20 protein-coding genes are annotated in these 20723 nt (G+C 67.2%); 15 read left to right on the forward strand and 5 right to left on the reverse strand.

Features of this window, described 5'->3' with window-relative positions:
- The first annotated feature begins 113 nt into the window (after positions 1-113).
- The gene (locus AB0C34_RS11800) at positions 114-1607 is read left to right on the forward strand and encodes an amidase family protein (protein ID WP_357070251.1); all 1494 of its coding nucleotides are present in this window, start codon (positions 114-116) and stop codon (positions 1605-1607) included.
- Between the two features lie 59 nt (positions 1608-1666).
- Here AB0C34_RS11800 and AB0C34_RS11805 read toward each other — a convergent pair whose 3' ends face one another.
- The 3 genes from AB0C34_RS11805 to AB0C34_RS11815 form a co-directional block, all read right to left on the reverse strand.
- A complete protein-coding gene (locus AB0C34_RS11805) occupies positions 1667-2554 on the reverse strand; it encodes a LysR substrate-binding domain-containing protein (protein WP_357070253.1) in 888 nt (295 codons plus the stop codon).
- Between the two features lie 407 nt (positions 2555-2961).
- Positions 2962-3795: an SDR family oxidoreductase gene (locus AB0C34_RS11810; RefSeq protein WP_357070255.1), complete on the reverse strand. Its 834-nt coding sequence runs from the start codon at positions 3793-3795 to the stop codon at positions 2962-2964.
- Positions 3792-5330 (reverse strand): aldehyde dehydrogenase family protein, encoded by a 1539-nt coding sequence (locus AB0C34_RS11815; protein ID WP_357071276.1) that lies wholly within the window; start codon positions 5328-5330, stop codon positions 3792-3794. Before AB0C34_RS11815 ends, AB0C34_RS11810 begins: the two co-directional genes overlap by 4 nt.
- Before the next feature lie 301 nt (positions 5331-5631).
- On the opposite strand from AB0C34_RS11815, the gene AB0C34_RS11820 reads away from it, so the two are divergent.
- Entirely contained in the window at positions 5632-6942 is a 1311-nt protein-coding gene (locus tag AB0C34_RS11820) for a helix-turn-helix domain-containing protein (RefSeq protein ID WP_357070257.1), read from the forward strand.
- Positions 6943-6955: 13 nt separating this feature from the next.
- Here AB0C34_RS11820 and AB0C34_RS11825 read toward each other — a convergent pair whose 3' ends face one another.
- Entirely contained in the window at positions 6956-7222 is a 267-nt protein-coding gene (locus tag AB0C34_RS11825) for a DUF2277 domain-containing protein (RefSeq protein ID WP_357070259.1), read from the reverse strand.
- Between the two features lie 163 nt (positions 7223-7385).
- On the opposite strand from AB0C34_RS11825, the gene AB0C34_RS11830 reads away from it, so the two are divergent.
- Positions 7386-8219, forward strand: a complete 834-nt coding sequence (locus tag AB0C34_RS11830) for a DUF1266 domain-containing protein (RefSeq protein WP_357070261.1) — start codon at positions 7386-7388, stop codon at positions 8217-8219.
- Here the strand turns inward: AB0C34_RS11830 and AB0C34_RS11835 are convergent.
- Positions 8199-9146: a hypothetical protein gene (locus tag AB0C34_RS11835; protein ID WP_357070263.1), complete on the reverse strand. Its 948-nt coding sequence runs from the start codon at positions 9144-9146 to the stop codon at positions 8199-8201. The two genes, AB0C34_RS11830 and AB0C34_RS11835, sit on opposite strands and share 21 nt — an antisense overlap.
- Positions 9147-9744: 598 nt before the next feature.
- On the opposite strand from AB0C34_RS11835, the gene ftsH reads away from it, so the two are divergent.
- From ftsH to AB0C34_RS11895, 12 genes are all read left to right on the forward strand, one after another.
- Positions 9745-12135: an ATP-dependent zinc metalloprotease FtsH gene (gene ftsH / locus AB0C34_RS11840; RefSeq protein ID WP_357070265.1), complete on the forward strand. Its 2391-nt coding sequence runs from the start codon at positions 9745-9747 to the stop codon at positions 12133-12135.
- A gap of 145 nt (positions 12136-12280) precedes the next feature.
- Positions 12281-12892: a GTP cyclohydrolase I FolE gene (folE, locus tag AB0C34_RS11845; protein ID WP_357071280.1), complete on the forward strand. Its 612-nt coding sequence runs from the start codon at positions 12281-12283 to the stop codon at positions 12890-12892.
- Positions 12893-13047: 155 nt separating this feature from the next.
- The gene (gene folP / locus AB0C34_RS11850) at positions 13048-13950 is read left to right on the forward strand and encodes a dihydropteroate synthase (protein WP_357071283.1); all 903 of its coding nucleotides are present in this window, start codon (positions 13048-13050) and stop codon (positions 13948-13950) included.
- Positions 13947-14384, forward strand: coding sequence for a dihydroneopterin aldolase (gene folB / locus AB0C34_RS11855; protein ID WP_357070267.1), 438 nt, complete (start codon positions 13947-13949; stop codon positions 14382-14384). Before folP ends, folB begins: the two co-directional genes overlap by 4 nt.
- 58 nt (positions 14385-14442) lie before the next feature.
- Complete coding sequence (gene folK / locus AB0C34_RS11860; protein ID WP_357070269.1) at positions 14443-14979, forward strand: 2-amino-4-hydroxy-6-hydroxymethyldihydropteridine diphosphokinase; 537 nt, start codon at positions 14443-14445, stop codon at positions 14977-14979.
- Entirely contained in the window at positions 14976-15452 is a 477-nt protein-coding gene (locus tag AB0C34_RS11865) for a DUF3180 domain-containing protein (RefSeq protein ID WP_357070271.1), read from the forward strand. The genes folK and AB0C34_RS11865 overlap by 4 nt, the downstream gene beginning before the upstream one ends.
- A gap of 70 nt (positions 15453-15522) precedes the next feature.
- Positions 15523-16584, forward strand: a complete 1062-nt coding sequence (locus tag AB0C34_RS11870; protein ID WP_357070273.1) for a DUF6779 domain-containing protein — start codon at positions 15523-15525, stop codon at positions 16582-16584.
- 151 nt (positions 16585-16735) lie between these two features.
- The gene (locus AB0C34_RS11875; protein WP_357070275.1) at positions 16736-17701 is read left to right on the forward strand and encodes a DUF2520 domain-containing protein; all 966 of its coding nucleotides are present in this window, start codon (positions 16736-16738) and stop codon (positions 17699-17701) included.
- Positions 17701-18681 (forward strand): pantoate--beta-alanine ligase, encoded by a 981-nt coding sequence (gene panC / locus AB0C34_RS11880; protein WP_357070277.1) that lies wholly within the window; start codon positions 17701-17703, stop codon positions 18679-18681. The genes AB0C34_RS11875 and panC overlap by 1 nt, the downstream gene beginning before the upstream one ends.
- Positions 18682-18694: 13 nt before the next feature.
- Positions 18695-19114, forward strand: a complete 420-nt coding sequence (gene panD / locus AB0C34_RS11885) for an aspartate 1-decarboxylase (protein ID WP_357070279.1) — start codon at positions 18695-18697, stop codon at positions 19112-19114.
- An 18-nt stretch (positions 19115-19132) separates the two neighbouring features.
- Positions 19133-19930, forward strand: a complete 798-nt coding sequence (locus tag AB0C34_RS11890) for a type III pantothenate kinase (protein ID WP_357070281.1) — start codon at positions 19133-19135, stop codon at positions 19928-19930.
- A 180-nt stretch (positions 19931-20110) separates the two neighbouring features.
- Positions 20111-20719: a cysteine dioxygenase family protein gene (locus AB0C34_RS11895; protein ID WP_357070283.1), complete on the forward strand. Its 609-nt coding sequence runs from the start codon at positions 20111-20113 to the stop codon at positions 20717-20719.
- Positions 20720-20723: the final 4 nt, after the last annotated feature.

Genomic DNA, 20723 nt, shown 5'->3' on the forward strand with positions numbered 1-20723 from the left:
CCTAGTGGTTCGGCGGACGCCGCAGAATCCGCACCGGTCGGTCGGTCGATGTGTCGGAGAAATTCCGCCACACCCCTCGCCATCATCCCCCGCGCAGTATTCGAAATGATAACTTGCGGCTCAACAGCGGATCACCCGATTTCGACAACGAAGCGACGGGGGACGACGAGCACATGCACGAGGATGCCGCAATGGCGGCGAACGGCTCGATCTCGACGAAAACCGCCGTGCCACCGACAGTAGTCCGGAACGCGAAGGCCGCCGATGCGGTGGCCGCGACCACGGACTCGACCGGTACCGACGATCTGCCCGGTCGCCGTAGGGAAACCGAAGCTGACCCACCGCGCGGCCCGGCTACGGCCATCGCGACCGGTGTTCGGGACGGCTCGCTCATCGCCACCCGGGTGGTGGCGGAGGCGGTGGCACGGATCTCGGCGGTGAATCGGAAGGCGAAAGTGTTCAGTGTCGTCCGTGCGGAAGAGGCGGTGGCCGAGGCTACCGCGCTCGAGCACGGGGCCGACCTCGATGTGCTGCCGTTGGCCGGTGTACCGGTCGCGATCGAGTCCGGCATCCCGATCGAGGGAGCGGGTGAGCCCACGGCGGTCGCGGACCATTCGCTGGTACGCAGACTGCGCGCCGCGGGCGCGGTGGTCGTCGGGCTCGCCGCGGTCACCGAACTCGGTCTGTGGGGCACCACCGGCGCGGATCGTCGTATCCGCAACCCGTGGAACCCCGCTCGCGGCGCGGGTGGCGCCTCCGGCGCGGCAGTCGCGGCCGGGCTGGTTCCGGTGGCGCACGGTTGCGACGGGCTCGGCTCGCTGCGCGGCGCGGCGGCCTGCTGCGGGGTATTCGGCATCAAGCCGGGTCGTTACACCGTGCCCGCCGAGTTCGGCTCAGACGCCTGGTCGAGCATGGCGGAAAACGGTGTGCTCGCAACGACGGTCGGTGACGCGGCGCTCGCGTTGTCGGTAATGGCGGCGCGTCCGGACCTGGCCGAGGTGGATCCACCAAGCCGACTACGGATCGGATTGGCCGTGGATCCACCGTCTCGTTTCTTTCGTGTCGACCGGCACTGGACCGCCGCTGCCCGCACGGCCGCGTCGATCGCCGCAGCGGCGGGACACCTCGTCGAACCGACCGTGCTGCCCTACGGCACCGCTCTGCTCTCGGTCTATCTACGTAAGCTGAACGCCGCTGCGCTAGCCGACGCCGAGTACCGGGGGCATACCCGCCCCTATCCGGGTCTAGGCCGGTTCGTGCAGCGGCTGCGCTTGGTGCGCCCGGCTCAGATCGATCGGGTGGAAGCGCGGCTACTGGAATTCTTCGACGACTACGACGTGGTGATCACACCTACGCTCGCCGCAGCGCCGCCGACAGTGCGGGCCTGGTACGCCCGCGGCTGGCTGGCCTGCGTGCGATTTTCCCCGTTCACCCCACTGTGGAACCTGGTCGGCTGGCCGGCCGTCTCCGTGCCGATGGGCATGCATCCCGGCGTCGGGACACCGGTGGCCGCGCAGGTCGCGGGCCCACCGGGCAGTGAATCCACCTTGCTGCGGCTGTCCGCGCAGCTGGAGACCGCTCACCCGTGGCAACGCACCGCGCCCTGATCCGGATCGTCCGGAGCGCATACCGACCGCGGGCTGATCCCCGACCCTGCGTGGACTGATCAGACGCTGACGGCGGACTGCGGGGTGGCGAATCCCCCCGCGACGGCGCGTCCGGCGAATTCGAGGATGGTCGGCCGGTTGTCATCGGCCCGCCACGCCACGGCGAGCTCGCACGGTGCGAGCCCGGACAACGGTCGCGCGGTCAGACCCGGCCAGCGGTACATCGGCACATTGTTCTCGGCGAGCAGACAGACACCCAAGCCGAGGCTCACCGCTTCCAGTTTGTCCTCGGGCGTCGCTGCCTCGGCGCCGATCTTCGGCGGGCGGCCGCCCCGTCCGTCGTTGCCGAGCCAGAAGTCGCGTACGGCGCCGGCTTCGGGGGGCAGCGCGATGAATGGTTCGTCGCGCAGATCGGTGAACTCGATGGTCTCCGAGCCGGCAAGCGGGTGGTTCTCCGGGAGCAGCACCCAGCGCGGCTCGGTGCGTAGCACCTGCCACCGGTAGCGGTTCTGGTCCGGCAGCGGAAGCCAGACCAGAGCGAGGTCGGCTTGGCGACCCGCGAGCCCGCTGGACGGGTCGGTCCAGGACGCCGCATGCAGAGCGAGGCGATGTCCGCTCGCGCTTTCCAGGTCGTTCAGTAGGCCGCGGCCGAGTGCGGACTGGATTCCGACCCGCAGCACCTCGCCGGCTTCCTGCAACGAGACGTTCGTGACCTCCCACAGCTCCAGGATCTTGCGGGCGCCTTCGAGCAATTCCTTGCCCGCGACGGTCAGTGCGACGCTGCGCTGGTTGCGGTCGAACAGGACCACGTCGAGCTGACGCTCCAACTGGCGGATCTGACGCGACAGGGTGGGTTGTGCGATGTGCAGCCGCTGAGCGGCGTTGGTGAAGTGCAGTTCCTCAGCGACGGCGACGAAATACCGCAGGTCGCGCAAATGCGGGTCCATAGCCCCTTGCTATCAGAATCAGTCCATATTTTCCAGCCTTATCAGGCCGAAAAGTTCGGATACGGTGACCGAAACGGTCGATGGGTTTGTTAATGACAGCATATTGCGTGCCGTGGTGTTGCGCACTGCCGAGTGGCGAATGTGTGGCACCTAACGGTCATTCCGAAGGTTTCGGATTATTGGGGGCTTGAACAGCGGAGATGGCAGTTGGCCTGCTGGGTCGGACGGCGATTGTGCGCACGTCGATGGTTGCTGAGTCGGCCGCGAATCAGCGCCGACCGACTAGGTGAAGTGACCGAGCTCTCTGGTGATCTTCGACACGATTCGGTTTATGGCGCTCGCGCGGTGTGTCGGCTGCCGCACCGCCGCGCCCGAGGCAGTCCCGGCCGCGGCGGCTGCCACAACAATCACCCGCGGCGAGCCCGCTCCTCGTAAGCTTTGCGCTTTTCGGCATCGACGTCGTCGAGGAACACGTGCCCGGAGCCGAGAGCTCGGCCGACGCGGTCTCCGAGCGCCTCCGGCAGCAGGCCGACCACTCGGGATATGAACCCGGCCAGCGCGGTCACCCGGACCTTCGATTTCGGCGAGATGATCAGCTTGACGACAGCGTCGGCGACCTCCTCCGGCTCCGCTGCGCGGAGCAGGGCGGGCGTGGTGACGCCCGAGCCGAGTTCGGTGTTGGTCAGCGTGGGCAGCACCGAAGAGAAATGCACGCCGCTGTCCCGGTACTCCTCGCGCAGCGTGTCGGTGAACCCCAGTACCGCGTGCTTGCTGGCGTTGTAGGTGGCCAAGCCCGGGACATGCGTCTCACCCGCGAGCGACGCGATGTTGATGATGTGCCCGCTCCCGCGCGCCAGCATTCGGCTCAGGACCAGCTTGGAGCCGAGGATCACGCCGAAGATGTTGATGTCCAGGATGCGGCGAGTCAACTGGTCCGGTTCGTCCACCAGCTTGCCGGTCGGCATGATGCCCGCGTTGTTGATCAGCACGTCGACCGGGCCGAGGGTGCGCTCCACCTCGTCGAGGAAGTTTTCGAACGAACTCGGATCGGCCACGTCGAGCTTGCCGCAGAACTCGAACCCGCGCGCGGCGCCCGACTCCTTGGCCGCGGCCTCATCGATGTCACCGATGGCGATCCGCGCGCCAAGGGCCTGCAGTGCGGTCGCGGTGGCCAGCCCGATGCCGCGGCCGCCACCGGTGATGACGACAACCTTGCCGCGAATCCTCGTCGATTCGGTCATTTCTCGTCCCCCTCGCGACTGCCCCCCTGGAGTTTCAAGATGGCGGAGAGGTCGATGCGGCGCAGGCCGCGCGCGCCCGCCGCACGCATGGCGCCGAGTGTGAACAGCAGCTTCGGCATCGAGTACGGGTACCAGAACAGTTCTTTCTGCTGCGTCGGCAGGATCGGTGTGGTAATCGCCTGCTGACGGCAGTACTTGCGCACGCCGTTCGCTCCGCCCCAGCGCGTGCCGACGCCGGAAAGGCCCCAGCCACCCATCGGCAGCGCGAAGCTGAACAGGTTGGCGAAGACATCGTTGATATTGACCGCCCCTGTGTTCAGCTGCCTGGCGATCCGTTCGCCGCGCTTCTTGTCGCCGGTCCACACCGACGCCGACAATCCGTAGCTCGAGTCATTGGCCAGCCGTACCGCTTCGACCTCGTCGGCGACCTTCATCACCGGAATCGTTGGACCGAAGGTCTCCTCGGTGACGCACGACATAGTGTGGTCGACATCGACGAGCACGGTCGGTTCGAACGCGGTGCCGAAACCGGCTCGCTTGCCTCCGGTCAGCACTTTCGCGCCCGCAGCGACGGCTTGGTCGACGTGACGCTGCACGATGTCGACCTGGTTCTCGTTGGCCAGCGCGCCGAGGTCGTACTGCGACTCGCGGCCGTCGAGGCCTTGGCGCAGCGCCTCGACGTTGGCAGTCAGTTTGGCGACGAAGTCGTCGTACACCGGTGCTTCGACGTACACCCGCTCCACCGAGATGCAGACCTGGCCGGAGTTGAACATGCCGCCGAACGCGATGCCGTGCGCGGCGCGATCGAGGTCGGCGTCGGCGAGCACGATGGCCGGGTCCTTGCCGCCGAGTTCGAGGCTGTAGGGGACCATCCGCTCCGCGCAGGCGGCGGCGATTTTGCGGCCGGTCGCGGTGGAACCGGTGAACTGGACGTAATCGGCGGTACCGACCACGGCTGCTCCGGTCGCACCGGCTCCGGTGACCACGGCGAAGACCGGCGGAGCGCCGATTTCGGCCCAGCCTTTCGCCAATTCGAGCGCGGACAACGGAGTCACCTCGGACGGTTTGAGGACGACCGCCGCGCCCGCAGCAAGCGCTGGGAATGCGTCCATCACCGGCATGGCCAGCGGAAAGTTCCACGGTGTGATGACGCCGACCACCGGATACGGTCGGTAGACCGTGGTCAGCTTCTTGACCCTGGCCAGTGGGCTGTGTGGCGACGGGTGGTCGTCGGCCAGAAACTTGGCGGCGCGGCGCGCGTAGTAACCGATCACGTCGGCCGCGAAGCCCGGGTCGATCAAGGCATCGACGCGCGGCTTCGCGGTCTCCGACTGCAGCACGGTGGCGAGACGGTCGGTGTTGTCGATCAGCCAGTCCTGAAATTTCAGCAGCCAGGCCTTACGGCCGTCGGGGCCGATGGCCTCCCATTCCGGCTGGTACATCCGCAGTTCGCGGACCGTGGCCGCGACCGCGTCCGCGGTTTCGTCCGCAACCGTGCCGACGACTTCGCCGGTGCCGGGATTGCGCACCTCGATGACGGCAGGGCCGTCCTTCGTCGTGGTCGTCTCGCGCGCCGGTTCCGTTGCGCGCGTCGACTCCGTCGTGGTGGCTGTGGTTGCGGCGGTCGCTGGTTCGGTGTTGGTCACTGCTGTTCTCCCACTGACATTGTGCGGTGCACTGCTGTGAATCAGATCACTGAACTATGATGGTGACACAATCGAATCAGACTTTCTTGGCCAAAATGGTCAAGGATCATCTCAAAATTTGTGCCCAAAGTACAAGCCATGCCGAGGGCCCGACGACAAGTGCCCGACTGCGAGCCGAAGGAGTCGAGGAATGACCGCCCCGCAGTCGTCAGGTGCCGCACCGCGCGCCAACCATGTCGGTCCAGACAGCGGTGACGTGCGGGACTGGCTGGCCGACTACGTCTCCGAGACGATGCGCACCGAAACGCTCGAACAGATCGTCACCCGGCTGGACGACGCGATCGTCGCGCGCATCCCCGAACTCACCGACCGCGATATGCGTCGCGACCTCGCGGCAAGTACGCGGGCGCACGCCAGGGTCGTGCTCAGCGGCCTGGCCAGTGACGCCTTCGGTTTCATGCTGCCGGAGGAGGCGCACACGTTCGCCCGCAGCGTGGCTCGGCGGGGATTCGAACTGCGGTTGTTGCTGCGCGTCTATCACGTCGGGATGGCGGCGGTGCTCGATTACATGACCGAGGTAATCGAGCACCGACAGGCGCCACACGAGATCGAGCGCGCTGTGCTGCTTCGATTGTTCGAGCGGGCGACGACGTGGATCAATACATCGGTCGAATTGCTCACCGACACCTACATGCAGGAGCGTGAGGGCGTTCTGCGTGCCGCGCTCAATCGTCGTGCCGAAACCGTCCGCGCACTGCTCGCGGGCGACGACCTGGATATCGAGCAGGCATCGGTGCGGTTGGGATACCGCCTGGCCAAGCAACACCTCGCCTTCGTGCTGTGGACCGACGAGCCGACCGGGGTCGACACCGAGGCGACCGGTATGCTGGACCGGGTCGCGGCGAAACTGGCGACGGCGCTCGGCAGCGGGCACGCGCTCACGGTTCCGTCGGGCGCCAGCGGTATGTGGGCATGGGCGGGGCTGGACGACGGTGTCCGCGCTGCCGAACTCGCGGTGCCCGCGGAGCTGCAGCGGTTGGCATCCGTCCAGGTGGAGGCCCCGGTCCGGGTCGCGTTCGGGGTGCCCGCCGCGGGGATCGCCGGATTCCGGCGCAGTCACCGTGAAGCGGTCGCCGCGCGGCAGGTCGCCGAGCGTGATCCCGCGCGCGGGCGTCGAATCACCGTGTACCGCCAGGTGGAGATCGCCTACCTGGTCGGTGCGGATGATCTGGCCATGGGTGGGTTGATCGAGCGCGAGTTGGGCGCGCTGGCGGGCCGAGACGCCACCGCCGCGCGGCTGCGCGAGACGTTGCACGCCTATCTGCGTAGCCACCGCAGCCCGGAGGCCGCGGCGAAATTGCTGGGCGTGCACAAGAATACGGTCCGCTATCGGATTCAGCGGATCGAGGAAGTGCTGGGATATCCGATCGAAGAGCGTGGTCTGCCGCTCGAGGTCGCGCTCGCCTGCGTCGCCGTCTATGGCGCGGACGCGCTGCCCTGAACCGTGCGGTTCGCTACCCTCCGGCAGCAGCGTCGCGCGCGGCGATGCGGCGTAGCGGGGGTTCGGTGGTCGGGGCGACCCTGCGGTCGGGCAGTTCCGCGAGCAAGGTCGTCGTCGCCGCCGCGATGGCCGCGACGGCCTTGTCGACGGCCGGTTTGGTGGTCGAGCTCAGGCCTGACACACCACCGACCTTGCGCACATACTGCAGTGCGGCGGCATAGATTTCCTGATCGGTAGCGGCAGGTTCCAGGCCACGCAAGACGGTGATATTTCTACACATGCGAGAACACTAGCTCCCGAGCGCGACATGCGTCAGGGCAAGAAACCGCCGATGCGACATACCGTTCGGCCGGTCCGTGCGACGGCGCCGCGCAGGAGACGGACACGCGGTCGTGTCGGTCATTACGTGGCCCGCTCCACGGTCGATGGGGAACAATCGGGGTATGCCTTCGCGCGGTGTACCCACCTTGACGACTTTTCCGTACGCGGAACTGGACGAGCGGGAGGAGGACCACTGGTCCGGCGCCGCGGTCTCCGACGACGAGTTGCGGGCGCTGGCCCTCGGTGCGTTCTACTCGTCACGCTGGGATGCTTTCCACGACGCGCTGCTCCTCGGGCCGGAACGCGAGCATCCGCTGGGTGACCGTCGCGAGCTGGCTATCGATACGCTCACCGGCGCCTGGGGCATCACCGACGGAACCGAGGCGCGGGCCTCGATGGAACAGCTGCTGGAGGGCATGCACGCCCCGTTGTACGCATTGGTCCATCCGCTCGTGACGGCATCGATCAATGCGAACGAGCGCGACCGCTTCGGCGAGCGGGCCGACCGGCACCGCGCGTTCCTGCGCCAGGTCGGCGCGTTCCGCGGGATGGACAATCCCGAAGCGCTGGTCCGCGACTACGACATCTGGTCGCAGGCGATCAAGATCGGATTCACCGATCATCTGGCCCGGCCGCTGCCCAGCGACATCCACGCCTGGGACCTGGCCAGGGTGGTCGCGGTGGCCAGGATGGCCTACACCGCGGGTTATCTCGAAGCCGACCTGGCTTGGGATTATCTGGCGCGCGCGTTGCCGCTGGCGCAGAGCAAATACCGCAACTGGCGCCAATTCGGCGACGCCTACCTGACCGGCTGGACCTACTGGCAGGCCTGCGAGGACCTGGCCGAACTGAAGAACGGCGGCGTCGACCGCCGCAAGGAGCTGCTTCGGCTGTGGCTGCGCCCGACCAGCCCGTGGCGACGGGTCACGCTGAACTCAGCTCCCGTCGGGGAGTGAGCGCAGGATGCCGCGGCCGTAGCGCTGGAACTGCGCGTCGTCCACCATCCCGAGCGAGTGTCGCTCGACGAGCAGCTCCCACTCCGAATATAGTTGGGCCACACCGGGGTCCGCGGGACCCGCGGCGCCATCGGCGGAATCGCGGCGCATCGCGAAGTTCAGCGCACAGGTGACCCGTTCGGTGTCGGCGCGGTCGGTGCCCGTGAAACGAAGCGTTCGATTGCCGTCGTGCACGTCGATGCCGGCGCTACCACGTGGCGCGCCGATCTCCCCGGGCCCGACAGCGGGGGTGTCGGTCGTGCGTGCCCACATGACCGCCGGAATGGGTAACTCGTGCGCGTACCGCTCGTCGTTGCCGACGGAGATGAACAGCAATCGCTCCGTGGTCGCGGCGAGCAGGCCGGAGCCAGTGCCGGCGGGCGGGTGCGCGATCGCGACCGCGGTCTCCAGCACGTACTCGTCCGGTGTCACATACCGATGCAGTGCGGCGATCGCCGCCTTGGCGTCGCGTCGCGGCGTCATCCTGCGAGTCGCCCGGTCCACATCCGCGCGCGTCGGGCCGATCCTGTGCCAGGAAGGGGTGGGCGGGCGCAGGTCAGGGGCCGCCACGTCGATGCGCTGAGTGGCCAGGATCTGGGAGTTGATCCGGTCGACGATCTCGGTGGCCGCGGGGAAGTCGTGCTCGGCGATCAGGACCGGAAGCGCCGTGCGGTCCGCCGGAACGCCGGTGAGCACCGGAGTCGGGTACCGCAGATAGATCTCGATGACGACGGCGTCGTCCGCACGCCGGTTCAGCCGAACTTTGAGCAGGTCCGAGACCGGCACATCGAGTACGCGCTCGCCCTCGGAACCCGGGCGCAGAACGATCAACCTGCCGCGACCGTGCCGCACTATCGCTGTGGGTGTCCGTAACTCGACTATGTCCATACCCCCTGCGCTCTTGTCTGATGTGCGGCGGCGCCGCCAGGGCCGTTCGTGGCTACGCGAGCTACCGCTGTCCTGCCCGTCGCGCGCCGCGCCGGTCGGTCTGATAAGCGGTATTTCCGGTGCCGTTCGTGGTTACGCAAGCTGTCGCCTCCGTGCCCGTCGCTCGCCCGCTCGGTCTGATGAGCGGTGTTCCCGGGGCTCTTCGTGGTTACGCAAGCTACCGCCTCCGTGCCCGTCGCTCGCCCCGCTCTATCCGATGAGCGGTGTTCCCGGGGCCCTACGTGGTTACGCAAGCTACCGCCTCCGTGCCCGTCGCTCGCCCCGCGATGTTGTGTCGTCGCTCACGATAGGCCGAACATGCCATGATTGTTGCCACTTGGAGTAAGCCGGACGGGAGACATCGGGAACCACCGTCGGTCCCCGGCCGTTTACCTTTTTAACTGCACCTGCAGCCGAACTGCGCGATGTATCGATTAGACCGTACGCGGTAACGTGACATGTCCGCATCCGAACCCCTCGCGGAACCGGAAGCGCCAGACGCATCGCTCGGCAAGAACCGGAGACACCGGAAAGGACTGGCCGCCCCGGCCGACGCTCTATGAACCGCAAGACTGTCTTTCGCACCCTGGCCATAGTGTCGGGCATTTTGCTCGTCATCTATGCGTTCAGCTACTTCGGCAACGACACGCGCGGCTGGAAGAGCGTCGATACATCGGTTGCTCTCAGCCAGCTGAACGACAAGAGCAATGTTCAGAACGTCCAGATCGATGACCGTGAGCAGCAGCTACGCGTCGAACTGAAGAATGGCAACGACGCCACCGGCGGCCAGGCCAAGATCATCGCGAAGTATCCGGGCGGCAGTGAAACCTCCGCGCAGATCTTCGACGCCGTGCGCAATTCCGGCGCCAGCTACAACACCGTGGTCAAACAGGAGAGCTGGTTTACCCAGATCCTGTTGTTCGTGCTGCCGATGGTGATCTTGCTCGGCCTGTTCATCTTCGTGATGGCGCGCATGCAGGGTGGCGGCCGCGGCGGCATGATGGGTTTCGGTAAGTCGAAGGCGAAGCAGCTGTCCAAAGACATGCCCAAAACCACGTTCGCCGATGTGGCGGGCGCGGACGAGGCGGTCGAAGAGCTGTACGAGATCAAAGACTTCCTGCAGAACCCGGTTCGGTATCAGGCCCTCGGCGCCAAGATTCCCAAGGGTGTTCTGCTCTATGGACCGCCGGGTACCGGTAAGACCCTGCTGGCCCGCGCGGTGGCCGGTGAGGCGGGTGTGCCGTTCTTCACCATTTCCGGTTCGGATTTCGTGGAGATGTTCGTCGGTGTCGGCGCCTCCCGGGTGCGCGACCTTTTCGAGCAGGCCAAGCAGAACAGCCCGTGCATCATTTTCGTCGACGAGATCGACGCGGTCGGTCGACAGCGCGGAGCCGGCCTCGGTGGCGGCCACGACGAGCGCGAGCAGACACTCAACCAGTTGCTCGTCGAGATGGACGGCTTCGGTGACCGCACCGGAATCATCCTGATCGCCGCGACCAACCGGCCCGACATCCTCGATCCCGCGCTGCTGCGCCCCGGCCGGTTCGACCGGCAGATCCCGGTCGGCAACCCCGACCTGGCGGGTCGGCGCGCCATCCTCCGGGTGCACTCGCAGGGCAAGCCCATCTCGCAGGACGCCGACCTGGAGGGTCTGGCCAAGCGGACCGTCGGGATGTCCGGCGCCGACCTGGCCAACGTGATCAATGAGGCTGCGCTGCTCACCGCCCGCGAGCACGGCGCGGTGATCACCAGCGAGCAGCTCGAGGAATCGGTGGACCGCGTGATCGGCGGCCCGCGCCGCAAGAGCAGGATCATCAGCGAGCACGAAAAGAAGATCACCGCCTACCACGAGGGCGGTCACACCCTGGCCGCTTGGGCGATGCCGGACATCGAGCCGGTGTACAAGGTCACCATTTTGGCGCGCGGTCGCACCGGCGGCCACGCCATGACGGTGCCGGAGGATGACAAGGGCCTGATGACCCGATCGGAGATGATCGCCCGGTTGGTCATGGCGATGGGTGGACGCGCGGCCGAGGAGTTGGTGTTCCATGAGCCGACCACGGGTGCCTCGTCCGACATCGACCAGGCCACCAAGATCGCCCGCGCGATGGTCACCGAGTACGGCATGAGTGCCCGCCTGGGTGCGGTCCGCTATGGCCAGGAACAAGGCGATCCGTTCCTCGGCCGATCGATGGGTATGGGTTCGGAATATTCGCACGAGGTCGCGGGTGCGATCGATGAGGAGGTGCGCAACCTGATCGAGGCCGCGCACACCGAGGCGTGGGCCATTCTCAACGAGTACCGCGACGTCCTCGACGTGTTGGCCACCGCGCTCCTGGAGCGAGAGACCTTGCATCGCAAGGATCTCGAACAGATTCTCGACTCGGTGGACAAGCGCCCGCGGATCACCGCGTTCAACGACTTCGGCGATCGCGTCCCGTCGGACAAGCCGCCGGTGAAGACCCCTGGCGAGTTGGCCGCCGAGCGCGGCGAACCGTGGCCGGCGGAGCCGGTCGCGCCGCCGTTGGCCGCAGCCGCGAAGCGTGAACCGCACGTCGGCAACGGCTACCCGCACGAGGGTGGTTACGACGCGCCGCCGCAGTACGGCCGCCCGACCCCGACCCAGGGCGGATACCCGGCGCAGCCCGTGCCTGCCCCGGCTTACCCGCGTCAGGGCACGCATGGTTCGCGGCCGGACTACGGTGCGCCCGCGGGCTGGTCCGCCCCCGGCTGGCCGCCACGGGACGAGCCGCAGCAGGGCCAGTCCGGCGGCTGGGGCGATGCCCAGCAGCCGCAGCAGGGGTACCAGCAGTGGGGTCCGCACGGCGGACCCGAGGGCGGCTATGAGCGGGGTGGTTACGGCGACCGTCCGGGCTATGACGAGCCGGGTCGCACGAACCCGAACGGCGAGGCCGAGAACGACTGGGATGGACCGAACGGTCGGCACTGACCAGTCACGATTACGCTCGACCTTCGGGGTGCCGAGTAATTGTCGGCACCCGAGATTTTGGAGGTGTCCTCGATTGTCGGCCAACAATCACGGCGGTGGCCACACCCTCGCCGAGTCGGATGGCGCCGGACGCAACGGTGTCGACATCAATGCGACCGAGTCAGCGCCCGTCGCATTGGAAACCGGTAGGTCGTTCGACCAGGCCAGGGCCGAGGCCGCCGTGCGGGAATTGCTGATCGCCATCGGTGAGAACCCGGACCGGCCCGGTTTGCTCGAGACACCCGCTCGGGTGGCGCGCGCCTACCGGGAGACGTTCGCGGGGCTCTACGTCGAGCCGGACTCGGTGCTCAACACCACCTTCGACGAGGGTCATCAGGAACTCGTCCTCGTCCGTGACATCCCGCTGTACTCCACCTGCGAACATCATCTGGTGTCGTTCCACGGTGTCGCTCATGTCGGCTATATCCCTGGCGAGCACGGCCGGGTCACCGGATTGTCGAAGCTGGCCAGGTTGGTCGACCTGTATGCCAAGCGTCCACAAGTGCAGGAGCGTCTGACCAGTCAGATCGCCGACGCGGTGATGCGCAAGCTGGATCCGCGCGGTGCGATCGTGGTCATCGAGGCCGAGCATTTGTGCATGGCGATGCGGGGCATCCGCAAGCCGGGCGCCAGCACCACGACATCGGCCGTACGCGGGCTGCTCCAGTCCAACCCCGCTTCGCGTGCCGAGGCCCTCGATCTCATTCTGCGGAAGTGACAGGGCCGGCGGTGTCGGGACCGGCGAACGAAGACGCCGCCACCATGGGCCGGCGCGCGACCCAGGCGGAGGCCGGGCGACAGGAAACGGCGCCCGCGGCCCGGTTGACCGGACATGGACGGATCAGCCCGCGTGACGGCCGCTCCTGCGTGGTGATGGGCGTGGTCAATGTCACCAGCGATTCGTTCTCCGATGGCGGCAAGTACCTCGACCCGGACCTAGCGATCGCGCACGGTGTGCAGTTGTACGCGGCGGGAGCGGACATCATCGACGTCGGCGGCGAGTCGACCAGGCCCGGCGCCGTACGAATCGATTCGGCGACCGAGATCGCGCGAGTGACACCCGTCATTCGCGGACTGGTCGCGGCAGGCGTTCCGGCCAGCGTGGACACCATGCGCGCCGCGGTGGCCGAGGCGGCAATCGCTGCTGGTGTCGACGTGGTGAACGACGTCTCCGGTGGCCGCGCCGACCCCGACATGGTGAAGGTGGTCGCTTCCGCGGACGTCCCGTGGATCCTTATGCATTGGCGAGCCGGCGCCGACTATCGGCACACCGGCCCGGCCGACCATTACCACGATGTCGTCGCCGAGGTACTCGCCGAACTGACCGCTCAGGTGGACTCGGCCGTCGCGGCGGGTGTCGACCCGGCCCGACTGATCCTCGACCCCGGGCTGGGTTTCGCGAAGAACGCCGACCACAACTGGGCCCTGCTCGGCGCGCTGCCCGAACTCGTGGCGCACGGGTTACCGATCCTGATCGGCGCCTCACGCAAGCGTTTTCTCGGCGCGCTGCTCGCCGACGACGCGGGGCCGCGCCCGCCGGACGGACGTGAAACAGCCACGGCTACCGTCTCCGCGCTCGCCGCTCTGCACGGTGCCTGGGGGGTGCGCGTGCACGACGTGCGCGCCTCGCTCGATGCCATCGCCGTCACCGCCGCATGGCAGAACGCCGCATGGCAGAACACCGCATGGCAGAACACCGCATGGCAGAACGCCGCCCGGCTCCGAGTCCCCGGGCACGACACGATCCGACCGAGTGCGCAAGGAGCTCACCGATGAGCCAGTCCCCCGTCCATGCCGAAAACGGTGCGCCGACACAGGATTCGCCGATTCGATGCGGCGCCGACCGGATCGAGTTGCGCGGTCTTCGTGCGTACGGGTATCACGGGGTGTTCGATCACGAGCGGCGTGCTGGCCAGGAGTTTTCGGTAGACGTGACCGTGTGGGTGGATTTTGCGGACGCGGCGGCCTCCGACGATCTGGTGTCGACTGTGGACTACGGCGCGCTGGCGGAGCGCGCGGTTCGGATCATCCAGGGTCCGCCACGCAACCTGATCGAGACGGTGTCCACGGAGATCGCCGACGACGTGATGACCGATCCGCGGATCAGATCGGTGGAGGTGGTGTTGCACAAGCCGTCCGCGCCGATTCCGCACACGTTCGCCGATGTCCGGGTGGTCACGACGCGCCACCGCCTGGGGTCCGCGAAATGAGCGATCGACACGGCCACGCGGCGTTCCTGATCGTGCTCGACCTGGCGGAGGCATGCCAGTGAGTCGCGCCGTGTTGTCCATCGGTTCGAACCTGGGCGACCGCCTCGGGCATCTGCGTAGCGTGGTGGACGGATTCGGCGATCGGGTGCGCGCGGTCTCGGCGGTGTACTCGACAGCGCCCTGGGGCGGGGTCGCACAGGATGACTTTCTCAACGCTGTTGTGTTGGTGGACGACCCGGCATTCGGATGTGCGGACTGGCTGGGTCGTGGTCGAGAACTGGAGCGCGCCGCGGGCCGTATCCGCGATGTGCGCTGGGGTGCGCGGACACTCGATGTCGACGTGGTCTGGTGCGCTGAGCTGTGCGACGGCAAGCCGGTTGCCTGTCGCAGCGCCGATCCGAATCTGACTCTGCCGCACCCGCGGGCGTCCAGCCGTGCTTTCGTGCTCGTCCCGTGGTTGGACGTGGCGCCGGATGCGGTGCTGGAGGTCGACGGCACACCGCATCCGGTGGCGGACCTGTTGGAGCGGCTCGATCCGGCTGAGCGCGCGGGTGTGCGGCGCACCGAGTTCGCACTCACCGGTGCGGCGTCATGAAGCTGAAGCCGACGCGCGTCCTCGATCTCGTCGCGAACGTTCTCATCGCGGCGATCGTGGCGTGGATCGCCACTCGGATGGCCTACGACAATTTCCCGCCGATCTCGGCCTTCGCAGGCGCCTCGCTCTATCCGGTGGCGGCTATCGAGGGCGCGCTCGCCTTCGTGATCCGGGCCAGGGTCGGCGACCATCAGATCGGGGACGCACGGCACCAGCTCCATCCGATTACCGCGGCACGCGCCGTCGCGTTGGCCAAGGCGTCCGTGCAGGTGGGTTCGATCGCCGCAGGTATCTGGCTCGGCTTCCTGTGCTGGGTGTTCCCGCAGCGCGGCACACTGCACGCGGCGGCCGCCGACAGCCCCGGTGCGATTGTCGGGATGCTGGCAGGGGTGGCTTTGGTTGCTGCGGCCCTCTGGCTGGAGTACTGCTGCCGGGCTCCTGATGATCCCACCGATGATCCGGCAACTACATAGCTAGTTTTATGAACTTAAGTAATCAACCACATTCTGGGTCCGGCTCGGCGTTCAAGCTACCCTGACTGGCATGGTGTCACCCTCCCGGAGCAGCACTTCCCGTACGCGGCGGGAAGAAGCGGGAAAATTCTTCCTCGGCGTCTTGATTCTGCTCGGTCTGGTTGCCAGCGTTTTTCTGGTCTTCAGTAACAGCGTGCAATTCGTACGGGTAGGTCTGGTCGCGGCGCTGTGGGCGGCGGCGATCGGCGCGCTGGCCGCGACGAAGTACCGCAAGGAAGCGACGATCGATAAGGCCAAAGTCCGCGATTTGCAAACGGTCTACGAGTTACAGCTGGAGCGGGAAGTCACTGCGCGGCGTGAGTACGAGCTCGGTGTCGAGGCGCGGGTGCGCGAGGAAGTGGGCGCCGATGCGGCTGAACTCGCGGCGCTGCGCGCGGAACTCAGCGTGCTGCGGCAGAGCCTGCAGCGGCTTTTCGACGGCGATCTGCCGATGGATCGCCCGGCGCTGCGCGCCGATTCGACCCGGATTCAGGAGCTGACCAGCTCGAGCACGGAATCGGCGAACAATAGCTCCGCGAATGCCGGGATGTGGTCGGTCTTCGCGGACCAGCAACCGCGCAGCAGTGTGACGCCGGTCTTCGTCCCGGAGCATCCAGAGCCGCCGGTCTTCGCCAGTCCGTTCGATGAGCCGGTCACCGCCGAGACCGCCGTCGTCTCGCTGGAGGACGAGGACGTCGATGCCGCCGAGTCCGAGGTGCCCGCCGACGAGGGCAGGTACCCCGAGCTACGAGGGTGGGCAGACGCTTTCACCGAGGCACCCGCCGATGAGCCCGCGACGCTGCCCGCGAAGCGCCCCGCTCCCCGCGCTGATTCCGCTCCCCGCGCTGATCCGGCTCCGCGCCCTGATCCGGCTCCGGACGCCGATCCGACTCCGCACCCTGATTCGGCTGTGCGTTTCGATCCGGCTCCGCGCCCGCATCCCGAGCCGTGGCCGACCCGGGAGCCCGCGGCCGGGTCGCAGAGCGCACGCAGACGCCGCAGGGCCGAGACTGCCGACGACAAACCGACGCGTCGACTCTCCGTCGCCGAGATAATGGCCAACCTGCAGTCCGAGGAGAGCGAACGGGACTGACCGGCACCGCGGTCGGACAGCTGCGTTCTACATCACGACGCCACCCCATGGCATCGGTGAACCGTGTCCCGATATTGTCGTGGAGTACCGTCCGGTACCCGCATAGCGGGACTGGAACGACGTCGAGAGGACAACGTTGACCTCGAGAAGCGTGAATTCCGATAACGCGACTTCGGGCTACCCCGGTTCCAGCGACCCCCAAGCAGTCGCCAGCGCTGACCCCGCGCCCGCCCGCCTGACGGTGGGCATCGTCTCCGCGGGACGTGTGGGTTCGGCCCTGGGCGCGGCGCTCGAACGCGCCGGGCACGTGGTGTTCGGTGTCGCCGCCATCTCCGATGCGTCGGTGCGCCGCGCGCGGACTCGGCTGCCCGACTCGCGGATCCTCCCGATCGAAGAGGTGGCCGCCCGCAGCGAACTGCTGCTACTCGCCGTTCCCGACACCGAGCTGCCTGGTCTGGTGCGCGGACTGGCCGAGACGGGTGTCGTTCGGGCTGGCACCATCGTGGCGCACACCTCCGGCGCGAACGGAATCGGTGTGCTGGCTCCACTCGCCGCGCTCAGCGCGTTGCCACTGGCGATCCATCCCGCGATGACCTTCACCGGACACGACGAGGACGTGTTGCGGCTGGGCAACGCCTGCTTCGGCATCACAGCCGCCGACGAGATCGGCTACGCCATCGCGCAGTCGCTGGTGATCGAGATGGGCGGCGAGCCGGTCCGGGTAGCTGAGCAGAACCGCACGCTATACCACGCCGCGCTCGCACACGGCAGCAATCACTTGGTCACGGTGATCGTCGACGCGCTGGCCGCGCTGCGGGTCGCGCTGGAGGGCCCCGGCCTGCTCGGACAGCAGGTCGTCGACGACCAACCGAACGGCCTTGCCGAGCGGTTGCTCGCCCCGCTGGCCTCGGCTGCGTTGGACAACGCGCTGCGCCGCGGCCCGTCCGCGCTGACCGGTCCGGTGGCCCGCAACGACGCCGATGCGGTGGCCGCCCACCTGGGTGCGCTGGCAACCGTCGATGCCCATCTTGCCGCGGGTTATCGCGCGTTGTCGCTGCGCACGGCGGAACGGGCGGGTGCCGACTCCGCCGTCATCGAGTTGCTGAAAGGGCGCTGATGTTCGACCCGAAATTGCGTGGCGCCTACCGGCCGGGTGAGCTGACCGTGCACCACGAGCCCGCGGTGCTCACCGCCGTCTCCCACGCGCTGCGCGGTGTCGGCCGCACTGTCGCACTCGTGCCGACCATGGGCGCGCTGCACGAGGGTCATCTGGAGATCGTGCGACTGGCCAAGCGGACCAACCAGGTCGTCATCGTCTCGATCTTCGTGAACCCCTTGCAGTTCGGCGCGAACGAGGATCTGGGCACGTACCCGCGCACCGTGGACGCCGATGTCGAACTGCTGCGCCGCGAGGGCGTCGAGCTGGTGTTCGCGCCGAGCGTGTCCGATATGTACCCGGACGGTCCGCGAACCACGGTGCACCCCGGTCCGATCGGCGCCGAACTGGAGGGGGCGAGCCGCCCGACCCATTTCGCGGGGATGCTGACCGTGGTCGCCAAGCTGCTGCGGATCGCGCGACCGACCGAGGCATTCTTCGGTGAGAAGGACTATCAGCAACTCACGCTGATCCGGCAGATGGTCCGTGACCTGAATTTCGACGTGCGAATCACCCCGGTGGCCACCGTGCGTGAGCCGGACGGCCTCGCGCTGTCTTCGCGCAACCGCTATCTCGATGCGGCGCAGCGTGAATCGGCTGTCGCGCTGTCCGCGGCGCTGTCGGCGGGCAGGCACGCGGGCGGTCTCGGCGCAGCCGCGGTACTCGCCGCCGCGCGCCAGGTGTTCGACGTCACAACCGGCATCGACCTCGACTACCTCGAGTTGCGTTCGGCCGATCTCGGCCCCGCACCGGCCGCCGGTAACGCGAGATTGCTGATCGCGGCCCGGGTCGGTGGCACTCGGCTCATCGACAACATCGCCGTCTCCCTCGGCGCTCCGATTGATGGCCACCCCACCGTCGCCGGTTCGCGGCCTGCCGCGGACGGCTCCCAGCCTGCTGCGGCGGTGTCCGATCCCGTCCGGCTCCCACCGGTGAATTAGAAAGGGCGACGCAATGCTGCGCACCATGATGAAGTCGAAGATCCATCGCGCCACGGTGACGCACGCCGACCTGCACTACGTCGGTTCGGTCACCGTGGACCAGGACCTGCTCGATGCTGCCGATCTGCTGGAGGGCGAACAAGTCTGCATCGTCGACATCGATAACGGCGCTCGTCTGGAGACGTATGTCATCGCGGGTGCGCGTGGTTCCGGCGTGGTCGGGATCAACGGAGCTGCGGCTCATCTGGTCCACCCCGGCGACCTGGTCATCTTGATCGCCTATGGTCAGATGAACGAGCAGGAGCTCGCGGCGTACGACCCGAAGGTGGTGTTCGTCGATGCGCGCAACCGCCCCGTCGAGCTGGGTTCGGACCCAGCTCACGCGCCGGAGGGCTCGGGTTTGACCTCGCCGCGCTCCCTGTCCTTCAGCTGACGGCCGGCGGGCCGAGTCATGCTACTGACCATCGATGTCCGTAACACCAGTATCGAGCTCGGTCTGTTCTCGGGCAGCGCGGCTCATTCGAAACTGGTGCGACACTGGCGAATTCACACCAATCCGCTGCTGACCGCCGACGAATTCGCTATGCAGGTGCGTGGGCTGGTCGGTGCGCAGCTGGACGAGGTGATCGGTGTCTCCGCGCTGTCCACGGTGCCGCCGGTGCTGCGCGAACTGCGCGGCATGCTGGCCCAGTACTGGAGCCACGTTCCGCACGTGCTGGTGGAACCCGGTGTGCGCACCGGTATTCCCCTGTTGGTGGACAACCCCAAGGAAGTGGGCGCGGACCGCATCGTGAACTGCCTCGCGGCCTATCAGCGCTACTCCTCGCCCGCGATTGTCGTGGATTTCGGCACAGCGATCTGTGTGGATCTGGTGTCGAACAAGGGCGAGTTCCTCGGTGGGATCATCGCGCCGGGTGTGGAGATATCCACCGAGGCGTTGGTGGAGCGCAGTGCACTGCGGCGGGCCGAGTTGACCAGGCCGCGTTCCGTGCTGGGGAAGAACAGCATGGAATGCATGCAGTCGGGCGCGGTCTTCGGTTTCGCCGGGCTGGTGGACGGGCTGATCGATCGGATTCGCGACGAGTTCGACATGTTCGCCGGCAACGACGTCGCGGTGGTGGCGACCGGCGCGACCGCGCCGCTGATCGTCCCGGAATCCGAGACTATCGAGGACCATGACCCACATCTGACGCTGACCGGACTTCGGCTTGTATACGAACGCAACCAGCGCCGCAAGGGGCATGCCTGAACTACCCGTGTCGGCTTCGTCGCACACCGGGCGCTTGCCAGCACCGTGCTCTGTGCTGTTAAACTCCGACTCGTGTATTTCCGCATGAACACCCAGGAGTGTTGTCGAGGCTGACATTGCCTCGACCGATCGAGGCTGCGTACCCGCCCTCGACCGATACCATTCCGTGGAGATTCGCTCATGCGTTCTTCTGTAATTCGCCCTTCTTCCGCGCGTGATCCTTTTTCGGCGACCCTGTCGAAAGGCCGCTCGGTGGCGCCCGCACTGCCGACCCGGCTGCGTCCGGCTGATCTGCTGCGGCTGACCGACGAAGGCGCGGAGGATGTGCTGGCGGGGCGCTACAACCATCTGCTTCCCGCGAACGATATGTGGCCGTCGGACGAGCGTTGGGCGGCCCGATTACGCGCTGACGACGAAGTCGATATCTGGCTGATCAGTTGGACGCCCGGAAAGTCCACTGAACTGCACGATCACGCCGGATCCCTCGGCGCGCTAACCGTGCTCAGCGGCGCACTCGCCGAATACCGCTGGACCGGGACGGAATTGCGTCTGCGCACCCTCACCGCCGGTGATCAGGCGTCGTTCCCGATCGGTTGGGTGCACGACGTGATGCGTGCGCCGGAGCTGTCCTTCGGTGACGGCGAATCCACCGGCCCGCTCGATCCGACGTTGAGCGTGCATGCCTATTCCCCGCCGCTCACCGCCATGTCCTATTACGAGGTCACCGCTAACGGAACACTGCGGCGCACCCGAACCGTTCTCACCGACGAGCCCGAAGGTGATATGTAATGTC

It is taken from the genome of Nocardia sp. NPDC049220, from assembly GCF_040647855.1.
Taxonomy (GTDB): domain Bacteria; phylum Actinomycetota; class Actinomycetes; order Mycobacteriales; family Mycobacteriaceae; genus Nocardia.